Source organism: Yimella sp. RIT 621 (assembly GCF_004146205.1).
GTDB classification, from domain to species: Bacteria; Actinomycetota; Actinomycetes; order Actinomycetales; family Dermatophilaceae; genus Yimella; species Yimella lutea.
Genome location: NZ_SEIP01000002.1, coordinates 120149 through 137877, shown reverse-complemented (window position 1 = coordinate 137877; position 17729 = coordinate 120149). Strand labels below are relative to the sequence as shown.

At 67.2% G+C, this 17729-nt stretch carries 15 protein-coding genes; 4 read left to right on the top strand and 11 right to left on the bottom strand.

Annotation, left to right across the window (positions count from 1 at the left end):
- Positions 1-81 precede the first annotated feature (81 nt).
- A complete protein-coding gene (locus EU513_RS02505; protein ID WP_129624273.1) occupies positions 82-1809 on the bottom strand; it encodes a glycerol-3-phosphate dehydrogenase/oxidase in 1728 nt (575 codons plus the stop codon).
- A gap of 221 nt (positions 1810-2030) precedes the next feature.
- Between EU513_RS02505 and EU513_RS02500 the strand changes: the two genes are divergently transcribed.
- Positions 2031-2768: an MIP/aquaporin family protein gene (locus EU513_RS02500; protein ID WP_168990109.1), complete on the top strand. Its 738-nt coding sequence runs from the start codon at positions 2031-2033 to the stop codon at positions 2766-2768.
- Positions 2769-2847: 79 nt separating this feature from the next.
- Entirely contained in the window at positions 2848-4398 is a 1551-nt protein-coding gene (gene glpK / locus EU513_RS02495) for a glycerol kinase GlpK (protein WP_129624271.1), read from the top strand.
- A 97-nt stretch (positions 4399-4495) separates the two neighbouring features.
- Here the strand turns inward: glpK and EU513_RS02490 are convergent, their stop codons facing one another.
- The 5 genes from EU513_RS02490 to EU513_RS02470 are packed head-to-tail and all read right to left on the bottom strand — an operon-like array spanning position 4496 to position 9308.
- On the bottom strand, positions 4496-5293 hold the full coding sequence (locus EU513_RS02490; protein ID WP_129624270.1) for an ABC transporter ATP-binding protein: 798 nt from the start codon (positions 5291-5293) through the stop codon (positions 4496-4498).
- Positions 5290-6342: an iron chelate uptake ABC transporter family permease subunit gene (locus EU513_RS02485; RefSeq protein ID WP_240795889.1), complete on the bottom strand. Its 1053-nt coding sequence runs from the start codon at positions 6340-6342 to the stop codon at positions 5290-5292. The genes EU513_RS02490 and EU513_RS02485 overlap by 4 nt, the downstream gene beginning before the upstream one ends.
- Entirely contained in the window at positions 6339-7385 is a 1047-nt protein-coding gene (locus EU513_RS02480) for an iron ABC transporter permease (RefSeq protein ID WP_129624269.1), read from the bottom strand. The genes EU513_RS02485 and EU513_RS02480 overlap by 4 nt, the downstream gene beginning before the upstream one ends.
- Positions 7382-8431 carry an iron-siderophore ABC transporter substrate-binding protein gene (locus EU513_RS02475; RefSeq protein WP_129624268.1) on the bottom strand — a complete coding sequence of 350 codons (1050 nt, stop codon included), beginning with the start codon at positions 8429-8431 and terminating at the stop codon, positions 7382-7384. Before EU513_RS02475 ends, EU513_RS02480 begins: the two co-directional genes overlap by 4 nt.
- A 46-nt stretch (positions 8432-8477) precedes the next feature.
- Positions 8478-9308 carry a siderophore-interacting protein gene (locus EU513_RS02470; protein WP_129624267.1) on the bottom strand — a complete coding sequence of 277 codons (831 nt, stop codon included), beginning with the start codon at positions 9306-9308 and terminating at the stop codon, positions 8478-8480.
- Positions 9309-9665: 357 nt separating this feature from the next.
- On the opposite strand from EU513_RS02470, the gene EU513_RS02465 reads away from it, so the two are divergent.
- Positions 9666-11303, top strand: a complete 1638-nt coding sequence (locus EU513_RS02465; protein ID WP_129624266.1) for an FAD-dependent monooxygenase — start codon at positions 9666-9668, stop codon at positions 11301-11303.
- Between the two features lie 26 nt (positions 11304-11329).
- Positions 11330-12106: an SDR family NAD(P)-dependent oxidoreductase gene (locus EU513_RS02460; protein ID WP_240795888.1), complete on the top strand. Its 777-nt coding sequence runs from the start codon at positions 11330-11332 to the stop codon at positions 12104-12106.
- Between the two features lie 42 nt (positions 12107-12148).
- Here the strand turns inward: EU513_RS02460 and EU513_RS02455 are convergent, their stop codons facing one another.
- The 5 genes from EU513_RS02455 to EU513_RS02435 form a co-directional block, all read right to left on the bottom strand.
- Positions 12149-13147: an AraC family transcriptional regulator gene (locus EU513_RS02455; RefSeq protein WP_168990108.1), complete on the bottom strand. Its 999-nt coding sequence runs from the start codon at positions 13145-13147 to the stop codon at positions 12149-12151.
- Positions 13148-13158: 11 nt separating this feature from the next.
- The gene (locus tag EU513_RS02450; protein ID WP_129624264.1) at positions 13159-14883 is read right to left on the bottom strand and encodes an FAD-dependent monooxygenase; all 1725 of its coding nucleotides are present in this window, start codon (positions 14881-14883) and stop codon (positions 13159-13161) included.
- Between the two features lie 36 nt (positions 14884-14919).
- Positions 14920-16389: an amidohydrolase family protein gene (locus EU513_RS02445; RefSeq protein ID WP_129624263.1), complete on the bottom strand. Its 1470-nt coding sequence runs from the start codon at positions 16387-16389 to the stop codon at positions 14920-14922.
- A gap of 103 nt (positions 16390-16492) precedes the next feature.
- Positions 16493-16855 (bottom strand): hypothetical protein, encoded by a 363-nt coding sequence (locus EU513_RS02440; RefSeq protein ID WP_129624262.1) that lies wholly within the window; start codon positions 16853-16855, stop codon positions 16493-16495.
- A gap of 1 nt (position 16856) precedes the next feature.
- The gene (locus EU513_RS02435; protein ID WP_129624261.1) at positions 16857-17723 is read right to left on the bottom strand and encodes an extradiol ring-cleavage dioxygenase; all 867 of its coding nucleotides are present in this window, start codon (positions 17721-17723) and stop codon (positions 16857-16859) included.
- Positions 17724-17729: the final 6 nt, after the last annotated feature.

Sequence of the window (17729 nt, the reverse complement as noted above, 5' to 3'; positions counted from 1 at the left end):
TTCCTGTGCGATTTCTATGACAAGTCAGTGATGGGCGAGCAACCGCGCTGCTCGCCCATCACTGTTCGATGCTGGCAGCGGTTATCGAGTCGCGAGCACTTGGCGCATGCCCGGACGGGTCTCCGGCGCCTCGTTGCGGCGTGCGTCGGACTCCTCGTCGGTGGTGAGTTCCTGGCTTTCGCGTTCGGCCTTCACCCGCTCCAGGTAGGCGTTGACCTCGTGTGCCTTCTTCGCGTCGTCCCAGCCGAGCACCGGTGCGATGAGGTCGGCTGCTTCCTGGGCGGCTTCGGTGCCGCGGTGCTTGGTCTCGATCGACATGCGGGTGCGCCGGGTGAGCACGTCGGCGAGGTGCAGCGCGCCTTCGTGGGTCGCGGCGTACTTGATCTCGGCGCGCAGGTAGGCCTCGGCGTTGGTCACCGGTTCGAGCAGCGACGGGTCCTCCTCGCCGAGTGCCAGCACCTCGTGCAGTTTCGATCCGTACCGGCCCAGCAGGTGCTCCACCCGCCACTCGGGCAGCCCGGTCTCGGCGGCGAGCTCGCCCTTGAGGTTGAGCATCGCCTGGTAGCCGTCGGCCCCGATGAGCGGGACGTTCTCGGTGACGGAGTCCTTGATCTGGCCGAGGTCTTCGGCAGCGGCGTCGACGGCGTCTTTGGCCATGACCCGGTAGGTCGTGTACTTACCACCGGCGATCGAGATCAGACCGGGCTCCGGACGCGCGACCGCGTGCTCACGAGACAACTGGCTGGTCGACTCGCTTTCGCCGGCGAGCAACGGGCGCAGCCCGGCATAGACGCCGAGGATGTCGTCCTTGGTCAGTGGGGTGGCCAGCACCTCGTTGACGTGCTCGAGGATGTACTCGATATCGGTTTTGGTGGCCGCCGGGTGGGCGACGTCGAGCGCCCAGTCGGTGTCGGTGGTGCCGATGATCCACTGCTGGCCCCACGGGATCACGAACAGCACCGACTTCTCGGTGCGCAGGATAAGGCCGACCTCGCCGGCGATGCGGTCGCGCGGAACGAGGATGTGGACGCCCTTGCTGGCGCGCACTCGGAAGCGTCCGCGTCCGCCGCTCATCTGCTGCACGTCGTCGGTCCAGACGCCGGTGGCGTTGATGACGACCTTGGCGCGCACCGTCTGGGTGGTGCCGGTGTCGACATCGCGCACGACCGCACCGACGACCCGGTCGGCTTCCTTGACGATCTCGACGACCTCGGTGCTGTTGCGCACGACCGCCCCGTAGTGCGCGGCGGTGCGGGCGACCATCATCGTGTGTCGGGCGTCGTCGGCCTGGGCGTCGAAATAGCGCACTGCGCCGACCATCGCGTCGGACTTCAGGCCGGGGAAGAGCTTCAGGGCACCGCCGCGCGTGAGGTGCTTCTGGCGCGGCACCGAGCGTGCGCCGCCCATCTGGTCGTACAGGGTCAGCCCGGCCGCGACGTACGGACGCTCCCAGCCGCGGTGCGACAGGGGGTACAGGAACGGGACGGGGTGGACGAGGTGGGGAGCGATGCGGGTCAGCATCAACTCGCGTTCCTTCAGCGCCTCGGCCACCAGGCTGAAGTTGAGTTGCTCGAGGTAGCGCAGGCCGCCGTGGAACAATTTGGAACTGCGCGAGGAGGTGCCACTGGCGAAGTCGCGCGCCTCGACCAGTCCGGTGCGCAGGCCTCGGGTCGCTGCATCGAGCGCGATGCCGGCGCCGGTGACGCCGGCGCCGATGACCAGGACGTCGAACTCGCGTTCACCGAGTTCCTTCCAGGCTTGCTGGTGCTCGGCCGGACCGAGTGTGGCGCTGAAGGGCTGCATGACCATGGGAATCTCCTGGCTGCCTCGACGAGTGTTCTGGTTCAACTGTAACTGAGTGGTCAACGTCGCCACCCACTGGCCACTACGGATGTAGAGGACCGAAAAACGCGCCGGTCAATTTGTGCTCAAGCCCTACGGACATGGGTCGACCTTTGGTAGAACATAGTCACATCTACGTCGAGGATCGCGGTCCGCGCTCTTCGCATACTGGGAGGAGGGGTTCAACGGTGAGCCTCGGAGCCGTATTTGTCAGTGAAGTGATCGGAACCGCGATCCTGCTGTTGTTGGGTTGTGGTGTCGTCGCGAACGTCGCCCTGCCGAAGAACAACGGTACGGACGGCGGTTTCCTGATGGTCAACTTCGGGTGGGGTCTCGCGGTCTTCGCGGGTGTCTACGCCGCCTGGAAGTCGGGCGCGCACCTCAACCCGGCCGTCACCATCGGTCTGCTCACTCAGAGCCTCGGTGACGAACCCGTGACCTACGCCAAGGGCGTGGAGATCACCGCCGCGTCCACCATGGTCTACCTGGCCGCCGAACTGATCGGTGCCTTCATCGGTGCTGTGTTGTGCTGGATGGCCTACAAGAAGCAGTTCGACGAGCGCGGTGAGGCCGGCTCGCTCGGCGTCTTCTCCACCGGCCCGCAGATCCGTTCCACCGGTTGGAACCTCGTGACCGAGGCCCTGGGCACCTTCGTTCTGGTCTTCATCATCATGATGTTCGGCAAGTCACCCGCAGGTCTCGGCCCGTTGGCCGTGGCGCTGCTTGTGGTCGGAATCGGTGCCTCGCTGGGTGGCCCCACGGGGTACGCCATCAACCCGGCGCGTGACCTCGGTCCGCGTATCGCGCACGCCGTGCTGCCGATCCCGCACAAGGACGACAGCAACTGGGGTTACGCGTGGATCCCGGTCGTCGGCCCGCTCCTCGGCGCCGTCGCTGCAGGTCTGCTCGCGATCGTCTACATGTGATCGGACGTGGGCCCGTCGCACCAGCGGCGGGACACTCCTCTCTTCCCCGCACGAAACTTTCGGCTAAGGAGCCACCGCAGTGAGCAAGTACATCGCTTCGATCGACCAGGGCACCACCAGCACGCGGTGCATGATCTTCGACCACGACGGCAAGGTCGTCTCGGTCGCACAGATGGAACACGAGCAGATCTTCCCCAAGGCCGGCTGGGTCGAGCACAACCCGGCCGAGGTCTGGGAGAACACCCGCAAGGTGAGCGCCGAGGCCATGGCCAAGGGAGACATCTCGCGCGGCGACGTCGCCGCGGTCGGCATCACCAACCAGCGTGAGACCGCGGTCGTCTGGGACAAGAACACCGGCGAGGCCGTCTACAACGCGATCGTCTGGCAGGACACCCGCACCGACAAGATCGTCGAGGAACTCGGCGGCTCCGAGGGTGCCGACAAGTACAAGGACAAGGTCGGCCTGCCGCTGGCCACCTACTTCTCCGGTCCGAAGGTCAAGTGGATCCTCGACAACGTCGAGGGCGCTCGCGAGAAGGCCGACAAGGGCGACCTGCTGTTCGGCAACATGGACACCTGGGTGTTGTGGAACATGACTGGCGGCTCGGACGGCGGTGTCCACGTCACCGACGTCACCAACGCCTCGCGCACCATGTTGATGGACCTGGACACCCTGCAGTGGGACGAGTCGATCGCCAAGGACATGGGCATCCCGATGTCGATGCTGCCGGAGATCAAGTCCTCCTCGGAGGTCTACGGCAAGGGCCGTGAGAAGGGCTCCTTCCCGGGCGTCCCGATCGCCGGCATCCTCGGCGACCAGCAGGCGGCCACCTTCGGTCAGGTCTGCTACGAGAAGGGCACCGCCAAAAACACCTACGGCACCGGCAATTTCATGTTGCTGAACACCGGCGAGGAGAAGGTGATGAGCAAGAACGGTCTGCTCACCACCGTCTGCTACAAGATCGGCGACAACAAGCCGGTCTACGCCCTCGAGGGTTCGGTGGCCGTCACCGGTTCGCTGGTGCAGTGGCTGCGCGACAACCTCAACCTCATCAGCTCGGCGCCAGAGGTCGAGGACCTCGCCAAGGGTGTCGAGGACAACGGCGATGTCTACATCGTCCCGGCGTTCTCGGGTCTGTTCGCGCCGCACTGGCGCTCGGACGCCCGCGGCGCGATCGTGGGTCTGACCCGTTTCGCGAACAAGGGTCACATCGCCCGCGCGGCACTCGAGGCCGTCGCGTTCCAGAGCCGTGAGGTCATGGATGCGATGAACGCCGACTCCGGTGTCGACCTCACCGAGTTGAAGGTCGACGGCGGCATGGTGGTCAACGAGACCCTCATGCAGTTCCAGGCCGACATTCTCGGCGTGCCCGTCATCCGTCCGGTGATCAACGAGACCACCGCGTTGGGCGCCGCCTACGCGGCCGGCCTGGCCGTCGGTTTCTGGAAGGACGAGGACGAACTGCGCAAGCAGTGGGCCGAGGACAAGCGCTGGGAGCCGCAGATGGACGAGGCCGACCGCAAGCGTCTGTACGCCAAGTGGAACAAGGCCGTCCAGCGCACCCTCGACTGGGCCAAGGACGACGAGAAGCCGGAAGACGCGGTGTCGGAGGCCGACATCCAGCAGTAACCGACCGGTGGATGAGCCGTCGTGAGGTTGCGAGCGACGCATCGAAACCCGGAACAGAACCAGGCCCCAGCCCGACACGGGTGGGGCCTGGTTCTGTTCAGGCAGCGGGGACGCTGTGGTGCCGGCCGATCGGCACCACCAGCGGCGTCCCGGTCACCGGGTCGGGCACGACACTCGCGGTCAGACCGAAGACCCCGCGCACTCGCTCGGCGGTGATCACCTCGGCCGGGCCGCCCTGAGCGACGACCGTTCCCTCCTTGACCGCGATGAGTTCGTCGGCGTACCGGGCAGCCAGGTTGAGGTCGTGCAGCACCATCGCCACCGTCGTCCCGCGCTCGCGGTTGAGGTCGGTGACCAGGTCGAGCACGTCGACGGCGTGGGCGAGGTCGAGGAAGCTGGTGGGTTCGTCGAGCAGCAGCACGTCGGTCTGTTGGGCGAGCACCATCGCGATCCACACCCGCTGTCGTTGGCCACCGGAGAGTTCCTCGACGAGGCGGTCTGCGAGGTCGAGGGTTGCGGTGGCTTCGAGTGCCTCGGCGACGATGCGATCGTCGTCACGGGTACGGGGACGAAACGCGGTCTGGTGCGGGTGCCGGCCCAGCCCGACGAGTTCGACGACGGTCATGCCGCTCGGCGCGACGGGTTGCTGTGGGAGCAGCGCGACGCGCCGCGCGACCTGCTTGGGGTGCATCGACCTCAGGTCGGCGCCGTCGAGCAGCACCGCACCCGCGTGCGGACGCAACACCCGCGACAGCCCGCGCAGCAGCGTCGACTTGCCGCAGCCGTTCGCGCCGACGATCGCGGTGATCTGGCCTGCGGGCAGCGCGAGGTCGAGACCGTCGACGACGGTGTGCTTGTCGTAGGTGAGGGTGAGGCCACGTGCTTCGAGGGTCATGCGTCGTTACTTCCTCGCGAGGTGGGGCGGTGGACCAACAGGAACAGCAGGAAAGGCGCGCCGGCGATGCCGGTGAGCACACCGACCGGGAGGCTGCCGGGCACGACGTACTTCGTGAGGTAGTCGGCGGCAACGACGATGCAGGCTCCGATGAGTGCCGACAACGGGATCGAGGGGCGGCCGCCGTTGAGGCGGCGCGCGGTGGGCCCCGCGAGCAGGCTGACGAACGCGATGGGGCCGGTGACGGAGGCCGCGGTGGCGGTGATGACGACCGCGACGGCCATGAGCGCGAGTCGGGTGCGGTCAGCCGCAGCGCCGAGTGCAGTGGCCGCTTCGGCGCCGAGTTCGATCAGTCGCAGCGGCCGGGCGAGCACCGCGGCCACCGGCAGGGCGATGGCCACTACGATTGCCAGCCGGGCGATTCCGCTCCACCCGGGGGAGTTGAGCGAGCCGGTCAGCCACACCATCGCGTCCTGTGCCTGATGGATGTTGGAGCGCATGAGCAGCCACTGGATCAGCGACTGCAGCGCCGCACTGATGCCGAGCCCGATGAGGATCATCCGGTGCGAGGCGGTCGCGCCGCGGCCGCCGACGAGGTGGATCAGCAGCGCGACGACGAGGCTGCCGACGAGCGCGGCGAGCGACATCGGTGTGCCCGACCAGCCAAGCAGCACCGACGAACCCAGCGCCCCTGCGCTTGCTCCCAGCGAGACGCCGAGCACATCGGGGCTGGCCAGCGGGTTGCGCAACATCGTCTGGAAGATCGACCCGGCCGCGCCGAAGGCGACCCCTGCAAGAGCTCCTGCGAGCGCGGCCGGGAGTTTGGACTCCATCACCATGAAACCGGCCACCGGGATGTCGGTGCCGGTCACGATGCGGAAGAAGTCGGGGATCGTCACGGTGTAGTCGCCGAGCAGCACGCGCGCGGCGAGCAGTCCGAGCAGCGCGAAGGCCGCGGTTACGAGCGCGACCGACAACCTGCGGCGGACGCGGGTGCGCGCGGCGGCCACCGCGTTCAGGGCAGGGGTGGCGCAGGTTCCGGCAGTCACAGGGTCACCACCTTGCGGCGCAGCAACACGATCAGCGCGGGCACCCCCACCAGTGCGGTGAGGATGCCGGCCGGAAGCTCGCCTGGGCGGGCCACGACGCGTCCGATGACGTCGGCGAGGGTCAGCATCACGGCGCCGCCCAGGGCGCACAGCGGCAGCAAGCGGGTGTGGTCGGGCCCAGCGAAGCCGCGCACGACGTGGGGCACGACGAGCCCGACGAAGGCGATCGGGCCGGCGATCGAGGTGGCCGTGCAGGCGAGCAGCACGGCTCCGGCGGCGACGGTGATGCGCACCAGCGCGACCCGCTGGCCGAGGGTACGGGCGAGGTCGTCGCCGAGTGCGAGCGCGTTGAGAGTGCGCGCCGAGGCGACCACGATCAGTGCGCCGACGGCGAGGAAGGGGAGGGTGAGGAGCAGGTTCGCCGACTCGCGTCCGCCGACGGAGCCCACCTGCCAGAAACGGTAGACCTCGAGCGCCCCCTGGTCGCGCATGAGCAGCGCGGCGGTGATGCTCGAGCAGCCGGCGGTGACCGCGGCGCCGGTCAGTGCCAGCGTGATCGGACCAGCGCCACCGTAGGCCGCGGAGGCGATTGCATAGACGGCGAACGCCGCGAGAGCGCCGCCGAGCAGGGCAAGGAGCACGAACGATAGTTGGTTGCCGGCGAAGCCGGCGGTCAGGCCGATGACGACGGCCAGTGAAGCGCCGGCGTTGACGCCGAGCAGTCCCGGGTCGGCCAGCGGGTTGCGGGTGAGCCCCTGCAGCGCGGCACCCGACACGGCGACCGACGCCCCGACGACGACGGCGACGAGGGTGCGGGTGGCGCGTGCATCGACGACGGCGGCCGCGTCACCGGTGCCGGTGAAGAACGCGTGCAAAGCGTCGAGCATGCCGAGGTTGCTGCTGGAGCCGATGGCGAGGGAGAGCGCGCAGGCGACGCCCAAGGTCGCCGCCGCGATTGCGAAGGCGACGCCGGCGCGCCGACGCGACCCGCGTCCAGTGGTGGGTCGGCCGGACGCGGGTCGGGTGGAGACGAGAGTGCTCACTGCGCCTTGGCGGCGGCCGCAGCAAGCTGCGGCAGGAACTTCTCGAGTGCGGTCGGGATGCTCAGCGGGGTGGGGCTGGACATCGGCATGGCCGCGACGTTGTCGGAGCTGGCGACGTACGAACCACGTTGCAGCGCAGGGATTTTCGACAGCAGCGCGTTGCCGGTGATCTGCTTGGTCTGCGCCGCGTTGTCGACGTAGAAGACCAGCACGTCGGCGTCGGCGGTCGAGGCGTTCTCGGCCGAGACATCGACGCTGAACAGGTTGGGCTTGCCGGCAGACAGCTTGGTGACGAAGCTCGGCGTCGTCATACCGAACGCCTCGAGCATGCGCGGCCGGTTGTCGATGCTGGTGTAGAAGCTCACCTTCGACAGGTCGGTCGGTGTGAACCAGGCCCACGCCGCCGACTTGCCCTTGATTGCGGGGTACTTCGCGACGGCGGTCTTGATCGAGTTCTCGGTGTCGGTCTTCAGCTTCGCGGCCGCGGTGGACTTGCCGAGCGCCTTGCCGACGAGGTCGAGCGACTGCTGCCACGAGGTGCCCCAGGGCTGGTCGGGGTAGGCGACGACAGGTGCGATCTTCGACAGCTTCGCGTAGTCGTCCTTGGTGATGCCGGAGTTGGTCGCGAGGATCAAGTCAGGCTTGAGCGCGGCGACCTTGTCGAACGGGGTGCCGTCGGCGTCGCTGTAGCGGGTGGGCTGCTCTCCGCCGATCTTCGTCAGCGCGGCGTCGTACCAATCGGTCGACTTGCCGGCGTTGCCACCCCAGGTGACTTCCGGCGCGCCGACCGGCGCGACGCCGAGCGAGACCGCGACGTCCTGGTCGCTCCAGCCGAGGGTCACCACTCGCTGCGGCGCCTTGGTGATGGTGGCGGAACCGAGCGCGGTCTGCACAGTCACCGGGAAGGCGCCGCTGTCGGTGGTCGTTGTGGCGCCGGCCGCCTGGGTGCCCGTGGCTTGGCTGTCGGCGCCGCCGGTCGGCCCGGTCGAGCAGGCTGCGAGCAAGCCCGTTGCCAGCAGCGCGATGGGAAATGCGATCTTCTGCATGCGAGGAATTTCCTTGTCGGATAAGAGATTTCGGGCGGGTTGTGGTTCAGACGCGGGCTTGGCCGAGCTGCCAGAAGGAGGAGAACATGACCTTCCTGCGGTGCACACCGCGCTCGCTGACCAGATGCCGCCGGACGCCGGTCGCGAGGGCGCGCTCGCCGCAGATCCACGCGTAGCCGAGGGCGGGCCACTGCAGACCGGGCAGCACCTCCAGCACGGCTTCGCCGGGCGCGCGATCGCCGCGAATGACGATGTGCGCGTCGGTGTCGACCGGCAGCGGCGACAGGTGATCGGTGTCCGGCACCTCGACGATGATCGTGCGCGGTTTGTCCGGGTGCTGGTCGACGATCGCGGCCAGCGCCGGGGCCCCGGTTTCGTCGGCGACCAGCAGCTCGTGGCCGTCGTGCTGGGGCAGGTAGAGCGCGGTGCCCTGGCGGAAGCCCAGGCGGTCACCGACGCGCGCTCGCGACGCCCATGCAGTGCCGGGACCGGCATCGCCGTGCAACACGATGTCGACATCGGCCTCACCGAGATCGGGGCGCACCGACCGCAAGGTGTACCACCGAAGTTCGGGGCGTTCGACCGGGTTCATCGCATGCACTGCGCGCCGCACGTTGGCCTCGTTCGGATCGGGCATCGTCAGCCGACCGTCGGTGGGGATGAGCAACCCGAAGTACTCGTCGGGACCGTTGCTGGCGTAGCCGCTGAACTCCTTGGCCACGAACGTGAACCGACGCACATGGTCGGCGACCTCAGTGATCGAGCGGACGGTCATGGGCCACTGCCGAAGGTCGGTGCGGTCGGGCATCTGCGCCATCGTGACAGCGGTGTACGCAGAGACGGCGCGCTGTTCGATGCGGTCGAGCAGAGTGGTCACGCGAGTTCCTTCCGGTTGCTGGACCCCACTCCATGATCTGAGAGCGACGGCCCAAGAGCGGCGGCTTAGGTCAGGTATGCCTAACTAAGCGTTACCTAACCATGTCAAGCCGGTCTCGCTCCGGCCAGGGGGCGCTCGCGGTCATGCGCAAGTCGCGCTTCTACCGGATCGATGTTCCGCGTAGGCGTAGCTCGCAGGGTGCTCGTCGCTGCGCAGGCCCGATCGGCAGTACGACGACGATCGACCAGCGGAAGCACACCCGTGCGCGTTTCGGACAGGATTCGTGATCTGGATATCCCCGAGTTGGCTGCTTGCTCACTATGACGTTCATCACAATTTCGTTGCTGAGGAGCAGTGATGCCTTATTCACGTAACAACCCCAGTGTCCTGATCGTCGGATCCGGTCCGACCGGCATGATCCTGGCTCACGAACTACTGCGACGAGGGGTCTCGGTGCGCCTGCTGGAGAGGCGCCTCGGGCCATCGCACACGACCCGGGCGATGACCGTCCATGCCCGTTCGATGGAGATGTTCGACCACATCGGAGTCGCTCACCGTCTTGAGGAGGTGTGCGCCGAGGCGCCCGGCAACATCTATCACTTCCCGGGGCGCGAGTTCTCCGAGCAGCCCAGGACCGACTACCGCACGCTGCCGACCCGCTACGCCTTCTACTACAAGATCAACCAGAACGACTTCGAGCAGGTGCTCCGCGAGCACCTGCTGGCGATGTACGCGGTCGTGCCCGAGTACCGCACCGAGGTCGTCGACGTGATCCCCGAGGGGGAACGGGTCCGGGCCGAGATTCGCCTGCCTGACGGTACCTCGGAGACGATCTACGCCGACTGGGTCGTCGGCTGCGACGGCAAGCGGAGCATGGTTCGCGATCGGGCCGGGATCTCCTTCGACGGCGAGGAAGTCGCTGCGATGGCGATGATGGACGTGGAACTCACCGGCGTCACCTTCGATGACACGTGGATGAACTACTTCTTCGACGAGACCCTGTTCATGAACGTCACCAAGTTGCCCGGCAAGTACTGGCGCATCTACATGGCCGACCAGACCGGCGAGTTCGTCCACCGGACCGACAAGCAGGCTGCGTTCCAGGAGGTCGCCGACCGCCTCGGCCTCGGATTCACCCTGGGCGAACCCAAGTGGGCGACCGAGTGGCCCATCCTCAACAACATCGCGAGCAGCTACCGGACCGGTCGGCTGCTCATCTGCGGCGACGCCTCCCACATCCACTCACCCTCCGGCGGCCAGGGCATGAACGGCTGTATGCAGGACGGGTTCAACCTGGGTTGGAAGTTGGCCGCAGTCGTCAACGGTTTGTCCGACGCTTCGATCCTCGACACCTACGAGGCCGAACGCAGGCCGATCGGCGAGATGGTCACCGAAGGTGCCATGTCGACCCACGAGATCGTGATGGGCTTCGGCATCCCGCCCGAGGACCGCTATCACCTGACCCAGGAGCCCGGCTGGGAGGAGAACTCGATTCACCTCGTCTCAGGCCTGTCCCACCACTACCGGGACGTGGTCACCGTGCCCGCTGGCCTGGCCCCTGTGAGCGGTCCATTGCCGGGCGAGCGCGCACCAGACGCGCTGTTGGTCGCAGACCCCAAGAAGCGGCTCTACGACGTGTGCCGCCACCCCGGATTCACGGTGCTGGCGGTCACCGGTGACGGCGCCTCGGATACCGACACGATCGCCGTAGCCACGCAGGTGCGCGACGCACTCGAAGTCCGCCACCCCGGCGGACGGGTCCAGGTCCACCTCGTCACCGACGGTGGCGACGAGACCGGTTTCGACTTCGACCACCGCAGCCCCGACGAGTGCGGGGAACTTGCCGAGCGCTACAAGATCGGCGCCCAGAGCCAGATCCTGGTCATCCGCCCGGACCTGTACGTCGGAATGTCCTGCACCCTCGCCGACGCGGACGCGGTCGTCGATTACATCGACCAGTGGTTCACCCCCGCACGCCAGTCCGTCGACGCCTGAACCCAACCAGAGCAAGGAGAATCACCATGACCACATCCACCACACCCACCTCCCAGCGCGGGCCGATGGCGGGACGCACCGCAATGCTGACCGGGGCCGCGCGCGGCATCGGCGCGGCGACGGCACGGCTGTTCGCCGAGCGCGGGGCCGACGTACTCATCTGCGACGTGCTGCCGGACGAGGCGGGCGCCCTGGTCGACGAACTGCGGGCGACAGGGATCCGGGCAGAGTTCAGGCAAACCGACGTCGGTGACCCGGAGTCCGTGCGCAGCGCCGTCGAGTACGCCGTAACAACCTTCGGCGGGCTCGACTACGCGTTCAACAACGCAGGCATCTTCGCGTCCGCACCACTTGCCGATCTCGAGATCGAGGAATGGCAGCGCGTCGTCGACGTCAACCTGTCGGGCATCTTCTACTGCCTGAAGTACCAGATTCGGCACATGGCGACGGTCGGGTCAGGGGCGATCGTCAACACAGCCTCGGTGTGGAGTTTCGCACCGTCCGGCGGCCAGACCGCCTATGTGGCGACCAAGCACGGCGTCGTCGGCCTGACCAAGAACGCGTCGTTTGACCACGGGGCGCAGGGGATCCGCGTCAACGCCATCGCACCGGGGCCGATCCAGACCCCGATGACCGCCGACGTCCCCGAGGAGGTCATGAAGACCATCATCGCCAAGACAGCCGAGAATCGGTACGGCCAGCCCGAGGAGGTCGCTCAGGCGGCCATCTGGCTGTGCAGCGATGAGTCGTCCTACGTCAACGGCACTGTGTTGGCCGTTGACGGCGGATGGCTCAACGGCTGACGTCGTCGGGGCGTTGGGGCGTTGGGGCGTTGGGGGCCAGTGTCACCTGGTCCTCAACGCCCCGACCCGTCCGGCGGCACGGCGTGCGCCGGACGGGGTGGCGCCGTACTGACGGCGGTACTCGGCGGCGAACCGACCCAGATGGGTGAAGCCCGCGTCTGTGGCGATCTGGGTTACCGAGACGGTCGCGTACTCGGGGTCGAGGAGTCGGCGATGGACCAGTTCCAGGCGCCGCTGCCGAACGAAATCGATCGGTGAACACCCGAGATAACGCTTGAATCCCAGTTGCAGGCTCCGGCCGCTCATCCCTGATTCGGCCGCCATCCTGGACAGGGACCACGGTTGTTCGGGCGCATCTTCGATCATGCCCGCGACCATCTCGATCAGTGTCGAGCCGGGAAGTGCCGGTGGGATGAGCAGGGCGTCGGAGCAGGTGCTCGGCTGGGTCATCACCAAGGACGTCATGAACATCTCCAGGAGCCCGCGGGCAAGGCGGTCGGGAAGCACCTCGGACCTGTAGCGCTCCACGGCACCGGCGAGAGTTCGCAGGGCCGGCGCCCAGTCCACCCCGGGCGCTGTGCGGTGCTCGAACCTCAACCGGGGGCCTGCCGGCCGGCCAGTGAGCATTGCCGTGTGTGCGATCAGTTGGGCAGCTGGGATCCGGATGGCGAGCTGGGACAGGTCGGGCGACCAGCGCATCGCCGGACGATCCCCGGGGCTGAACACAACCCCGCCGCCGAGGGGCGGCGTGACAACCTCCTGGCCGAACCTCACCGCACTACGTCCCCGCAGCGGGAGGTGAACCGCGAAGTACTCCAGGTCGGTCGTGGTCTCGACGGATGAATCGCCCCGGTACTGGAGTCGGATGAGATGGGCTCCGCCGATCGGAGAGGCGCTGAGCTGCGCAGAGTGCCCGCGGTAGAGCAGCCGGTGAGGTGAGAACAGCTGGGAGCCGACCGTGGTGAGTTCCTCGACGTCCCCGGATCGCACGAGGATGCGGCTCGCAAGCGGCGCGGCCCCAGCCGCCTCGGGCGTGCCCACCGACGCTTCCCTCAACCAGCCAGGACCCGGTGCAGGCCCGCGTCGAGATCCATGGCCGGGTTGTCGGGGAGCTCGTGACTGGTCCACGCGACGATTCCGTCCGGACGGACCAGAATCGCGCCGTCCGCTCCCACTCCACGCAGGGTCGCCCACTTCCCTGTCGGGTCGGTGACCTCGCCCCCCGGACCGATGGCGACCACGTCGATCCAGCTTGACAGCGCCTGGTCGACTCCGTCGAGCGCCGCACGCCATGCGGGGGCTTGCGCATCGACGATCAGCGCGAAGCGATCGCCGACGGGCAGGTCGAGCGTGGAGATCCGGCCGCTCGGGCCCTCCAACCAGACATGTGGCACGTGGTGTCCCGGCCTGACCGTGGGGCTGTAGACCAGTGGGTCGCTGGGCAGCGTGAGTGCATCGGGGTCGGGGCACAAAGCACCGCCGGTGTAGGCGAACCCGTTCTCCACGCCATGGGCGTGGAACTCCAGGTCCATGTACTCGACGGCCGCATCGAGGCTGGCTTGGCGCTCGAGGCCGGACTTGGACCCGGACCACAGGTCCGCCAACGCCGACCACCCCTGCTCCAACCCGATCGCGGTGTCGATGACGGCGCCGTGGCTCTGGAAGTTGCGCAGGGAGTTGGCGGCCACCGTGGTGGCGATCGGTCGGCGTTCGGTCTCGTAGCTGTCCAGCAGCGGCTCCAGAGCGGGATCGTGCAGCGTCGCCGCGAGCTTCCAGGCGAGGTTCTCTGCATCCTGGGCGCCGGTGTTGAGGCCCAATGCCCCCCACGGCGGAATCCGGTGGGCGGCGTCCCCCACGAGGAACGCCCGGCCGGACCGGAACCGGTCGGCGACGACCGACTGGATGTACCAGTGCGACACCGAATGCAGGTCGAGGTCGAGCGCGTCGACTCCGAAGGAACGCAGAATCCTGGCCCGCATGGCTTCCTCGTCGAACCGCTCGGGGTCATCGGCCATGAACCCGCAGGCGAAAACCCACTCGCTGGATCGCCCTTGCTCGTCCCACGGACCGAGGTGGTAGAGGTAGCCGCTGCCGATCGACCCGCCGAGATCCGGATTGACGAACCAGTAGATGAGGCAGTTCTGGTTCGGCACCAGGTCGGACAGATCGGCAGTGAAGTGGGCACTGACCATGTCCACCAGATTCGTCGGGCCGCTCATTGGGATACCAAGCGATTCGGTGTCGAAACGGCCCCCGTCTGCGCCCACCAAGAAGGAGCCGCGCACCTTGTCGCCGTCGGCCAATTCGACCGTGACGCCCTCGGCGTCCTGATCGATGGCCACGACCTCGGTGCCGAAGTGGACGGATGCCTGCGGACGGGACTCGGCAGCCGTCTTGAGGATCGGCTCCAGCCGGATCTGGGGCAGCACCGTGTACGACGAAGGGCTGGCGGCGGCGTACTCGTCGGCGTACCGGCCACCTCCCCATGCGTCCCTGATGGCGATCTCCCGTCCGTGCAGCGCAGTCGGGCCGGCCAGCGAGGTGTACCACCCGGTGCGACCGACGGTCGAGGCCGGGGCGGCCGCAGATCGGACCTGCTCCTCGAGTCCGATCTTGCGGAAGATCTCGACGGTGCGCTGGTTGAGCCCGACCGCCTTGGGGTGGATCGAGGTCCCCTCGTGTCGTTCGAACACGACGTTGGGCACGTCAAGATCACTCAACAGCAAGGACATCGTGAGGCCTACCGGCCCACCGCCGACGATGATCACTGGATCCATGTGGGTACTTCCTTGAGGTTCGGTCGAACGCGCTTCTCAGATGCTGTGAGTGGAGGAGTCGGCGTAGTCGGTGTAGGAGTACGGGTTGTCCAGGACCTTCGACTCCGGGATCTCGGGGTGCATGCCTGCCTTCCACTCCTGGTCACCGAGGGTCGAGCGCAGGTAGTCGACCGTCTCGGTGATGGCGGCGCGGGCCTTGGACAGGTCCGTACCGACGAGGTGGCCGTCGTACTTGACCAGGTTTCCGTTGACCAGCACCGTGTGGATATCGCCGCGCTGCGCCTGGAAGACCACGTGGCCGTAGGGGTTCAGGATCGGGAACATCGCCGGAGACTCATCGTTCTTGATGAGTACGAGGTCCGCCCGTTTGCCGGGCTCGATGCTGCCGACCAGGTGGTCCATCCCCAGAGCCCGAGCGCCCCCACGCGTTGCCCACTCCACGACCTCCTCGGCCCGCAGGCCGATGTGGGTGACGGTGTCACCTGTCGCGTGCGCCTCGTGGTGCTCACGGGCGCGGTCGGCGTTGACTGCCGAGCGCATCGCCGAGAAGCCGTCACCGCTCCACCAGACGCTCGAGTCGACCGACAGCGAGATCGGGATGTGGTGGCGCCGCAGCGCCCAGGTCGACGGGTACCCCTGCCCGCAGGAGGACTCGCTCTCGGCCGAGACCGAGGCATGGCCGCCGGTTGCCGCGATGCGATGGTAGGAGTCGTCGGAGAGCGTCGCGGCATGCACATAGACGGTCTGCGGGGTCATGAAGCCGTGCTCGTGCATGAGCCGGATACCGCTGTCGTTGGTGGCACCCCAGACACCAGCGTGCGTGGTGACGGCCGCGTCGAGGTCGCGGGCAGCCTGGAAGGCTGCCTTCTCCGGGAACGTGGGATCACCGGTGACGTCGAACGCCATCTGGAATCCGAGCATCTCCGAGCGCGGCATCCGACGCTCGACGAAGCTGCGGAACTCCGGCGCGGTCGCCCACTCCCAGGGTGCCGTGTGGATGTTGCCGTAGCCGAAGACGAACCGTCCCGGGACCTCGACCAGGGCATCCACGGCCGCCTCGGCATGGTCGATGCTCGCCAGCCCGTGGGACCAGTCGACGCTGGTGGTCACGCCGGAATCGATGGCGTCGATCGCCGAGAGGAGGTTGCCGGCGTAGTAGTCCTGGGGCCGGAACTTCTTACCGTGCTCCAGGTAGTTCCACACGAAGTACTGCGTGAGGGTCCAGTCGGCGCCGTAGCCACGCATGGCGGTCTGCCACATGTGCCGGTGCGTGTCGATCATCCCTGGCATCAGGATGCCCCCGGACCCGTCGACCTCGACGGTGCCCTCGGGGACCTCCAGCTGCTGGCCGACCGCAGCAACGTCGCTGCCGACGACGAGCACGTCGCCGCGGTCGATCACCGTGTGGCTGTCGTCCATGGTGAGAACGGTGGTGTTGCGGAACACCACGGCGGGCGCCGAGCTGACCTCGGCGGCGGTTGGCGCGTGGATGGAGGTGGTGGTCATGGTGGCCCCTAACGGTTGAATGTGATGTGTGTCACTGCATGTTCAGGCTGTGCGGGATCCACCTCCCCGACCGGATCGGGCGAGAGGACCGGCATGGTTTGGATCAGGTGGTGATGTCGGGGTACGGCAGACACTTGTCCGCGAGCTTGCGGGCGTAGTCGAGTTGCATGCCCAGCGGCTCGGTGAAGTCGCGCTCGAACATCGCGATCCACAGCGTCAGGGTCAGGAATGGATGTGCGCCCAAATCGAAGAGTGCAACGTGGTCGTGGGTGACCAGTGCCGTTCGCTCGTCCTCGGTGAACGAAAGCCAGGTGGTCTTTTCGGCCGCAATGCAGTTCAGCAGCGAGTTGGCCATCTCGGCCTCCCACCAGTCGACGGTGCCGACCGGGTCCTGCCGGTAGCGCTCGGTCAGTTCGTGGTCGCGGTCGATGGTGAAGAGGAACTTGTTGACCAAGTACTTGCTCATCTCACGCCTCCAGCAGGTGGGGATTGGGGTACCAGGTGAAGTAGGCCTCCATGGTGTGGAACAGGCTCAGGCTGTCGGCGTGGTCGGCTTTGTTGTAGCCGGCCACACCCATCATCAGCATGAAGTCCATGAAGCCGTGGGTCGCGTTGCCCGGTGCGTGCAGTGAGTCGAGGGTGACGTTCTTCAGAACGCCGTCGATGTCACCGTTCGCGATCCACTCGACGGCCTGGGCGTCGAACTCAGGGTCCGGCCCGGCGGGACCGAACTGGCGCGGCCCTCCCAGCTCCAGGGACAGATGTCCGGTGCCGATCACGGCGACGCGCAGGTCGCTGGGCCAGGCGTCGATGATCTCGCGGATGGTCTGGCCGAGTTTCACGAACCGCTCGGGTTGGGGCAGCGGCGGGGCGAAGATGTTGGTGTAGATCGGCACGATAGGCAGGTCCGCGTCGGGACGGACGGTGAAGATCGGACAGGTCACCGAGTGGTCGACCCGCAGTTCGTTGGAGAAGGCGAGGTCGAACCCTCGGTCCATGCCCTCACGGAGCATGTAGGAGGAGAGTTCCGGGTCGCCCTTGAGTAAGAGCTTCGGCATCCCGAACTCACGGATCTCGTTCTCCCAGTTGCCGTCGTAGAACGGGGCGTTGCCCACGAGGAACTGGGGCATGTTGTCGAGCCAGAGCTGATGGAAGTGGTCTGAACCGACCATGACCAGCACGTCGGGTCGGGCCCGGGTCAGTGTCTCGCGATAGGTCTCGACCTTGCGGATCCACTCAGCCGCGAACGGCGGGGCTTCCTGCGGGGCGAGCTGACTGGTGCGGTAGTAGAACGGGTGATGGGTGGTCGCCAATACTGCGACAAGTTTGGCCATGATCTC

Coding starts and splice junctions, on each gene's coding strand:
- EU513_RS02505 (WP_129624273.1), bottom strand. CDS start 1,809: ATGGTCATGCAGCCCTTCAGCGCCACACTCGGTCCGGCCGAGCACCAG.
- EU513_RS02490 (WP_129624270.1), bottom strand. CDS start 5,293: ATGACCCTCGAAGCACGTGGCCTCACCCTCACCTACGACAAGCACACC.
- EU513_RS02475 (WP_129624268.1), bottom strand. CDS start 8,431: ATGCAGAAGATCGCATTTCCCATCGCGCTGCTGGCAACGGGCTTGCTC.
- EU513_RS02465 (WP_129624266.1), top strand. CDS start 9,666: ATGCCTTATTCACGTAACAACCCCAGTGTCCTGATCGTCGGATCCGGT.
- EU513_RS02460 (WP_240795888.1), top strand. CDS start 11,330: ATGACCACATCCACCACACCCACCTCCCAGCGCGGGCCGATGGCGGGA.
- EU513_RS02450 (WP_129624264.1), bottom strand. CDS start 14,883: ATGGATCCAGTGATCATCGTCGGCGGTGGGCCGGTAGGCCTCACGATG.
- EU513_RS02445 (WP_129624263.1), bottom strand. CDS start 16,389: ATGACCACCACCTCCATCCACGCGCCAACCGCCGCCGAGGTCAGCTCG.
- EU513_RS02440 (WP_129624262.1), bottom strand. CDS start 16,855: ATGAGCAAGTACTTGGTCAACAAGTTCCTCTTCACCATCGACCGCGAC.
- EU513_RS02435 (WP_129624261.1), bottom strand. CDS start 17,723: ATGGCCAAACTTGTCGCAGTATTGGCGACCACCCATCACCCGTTCTAC.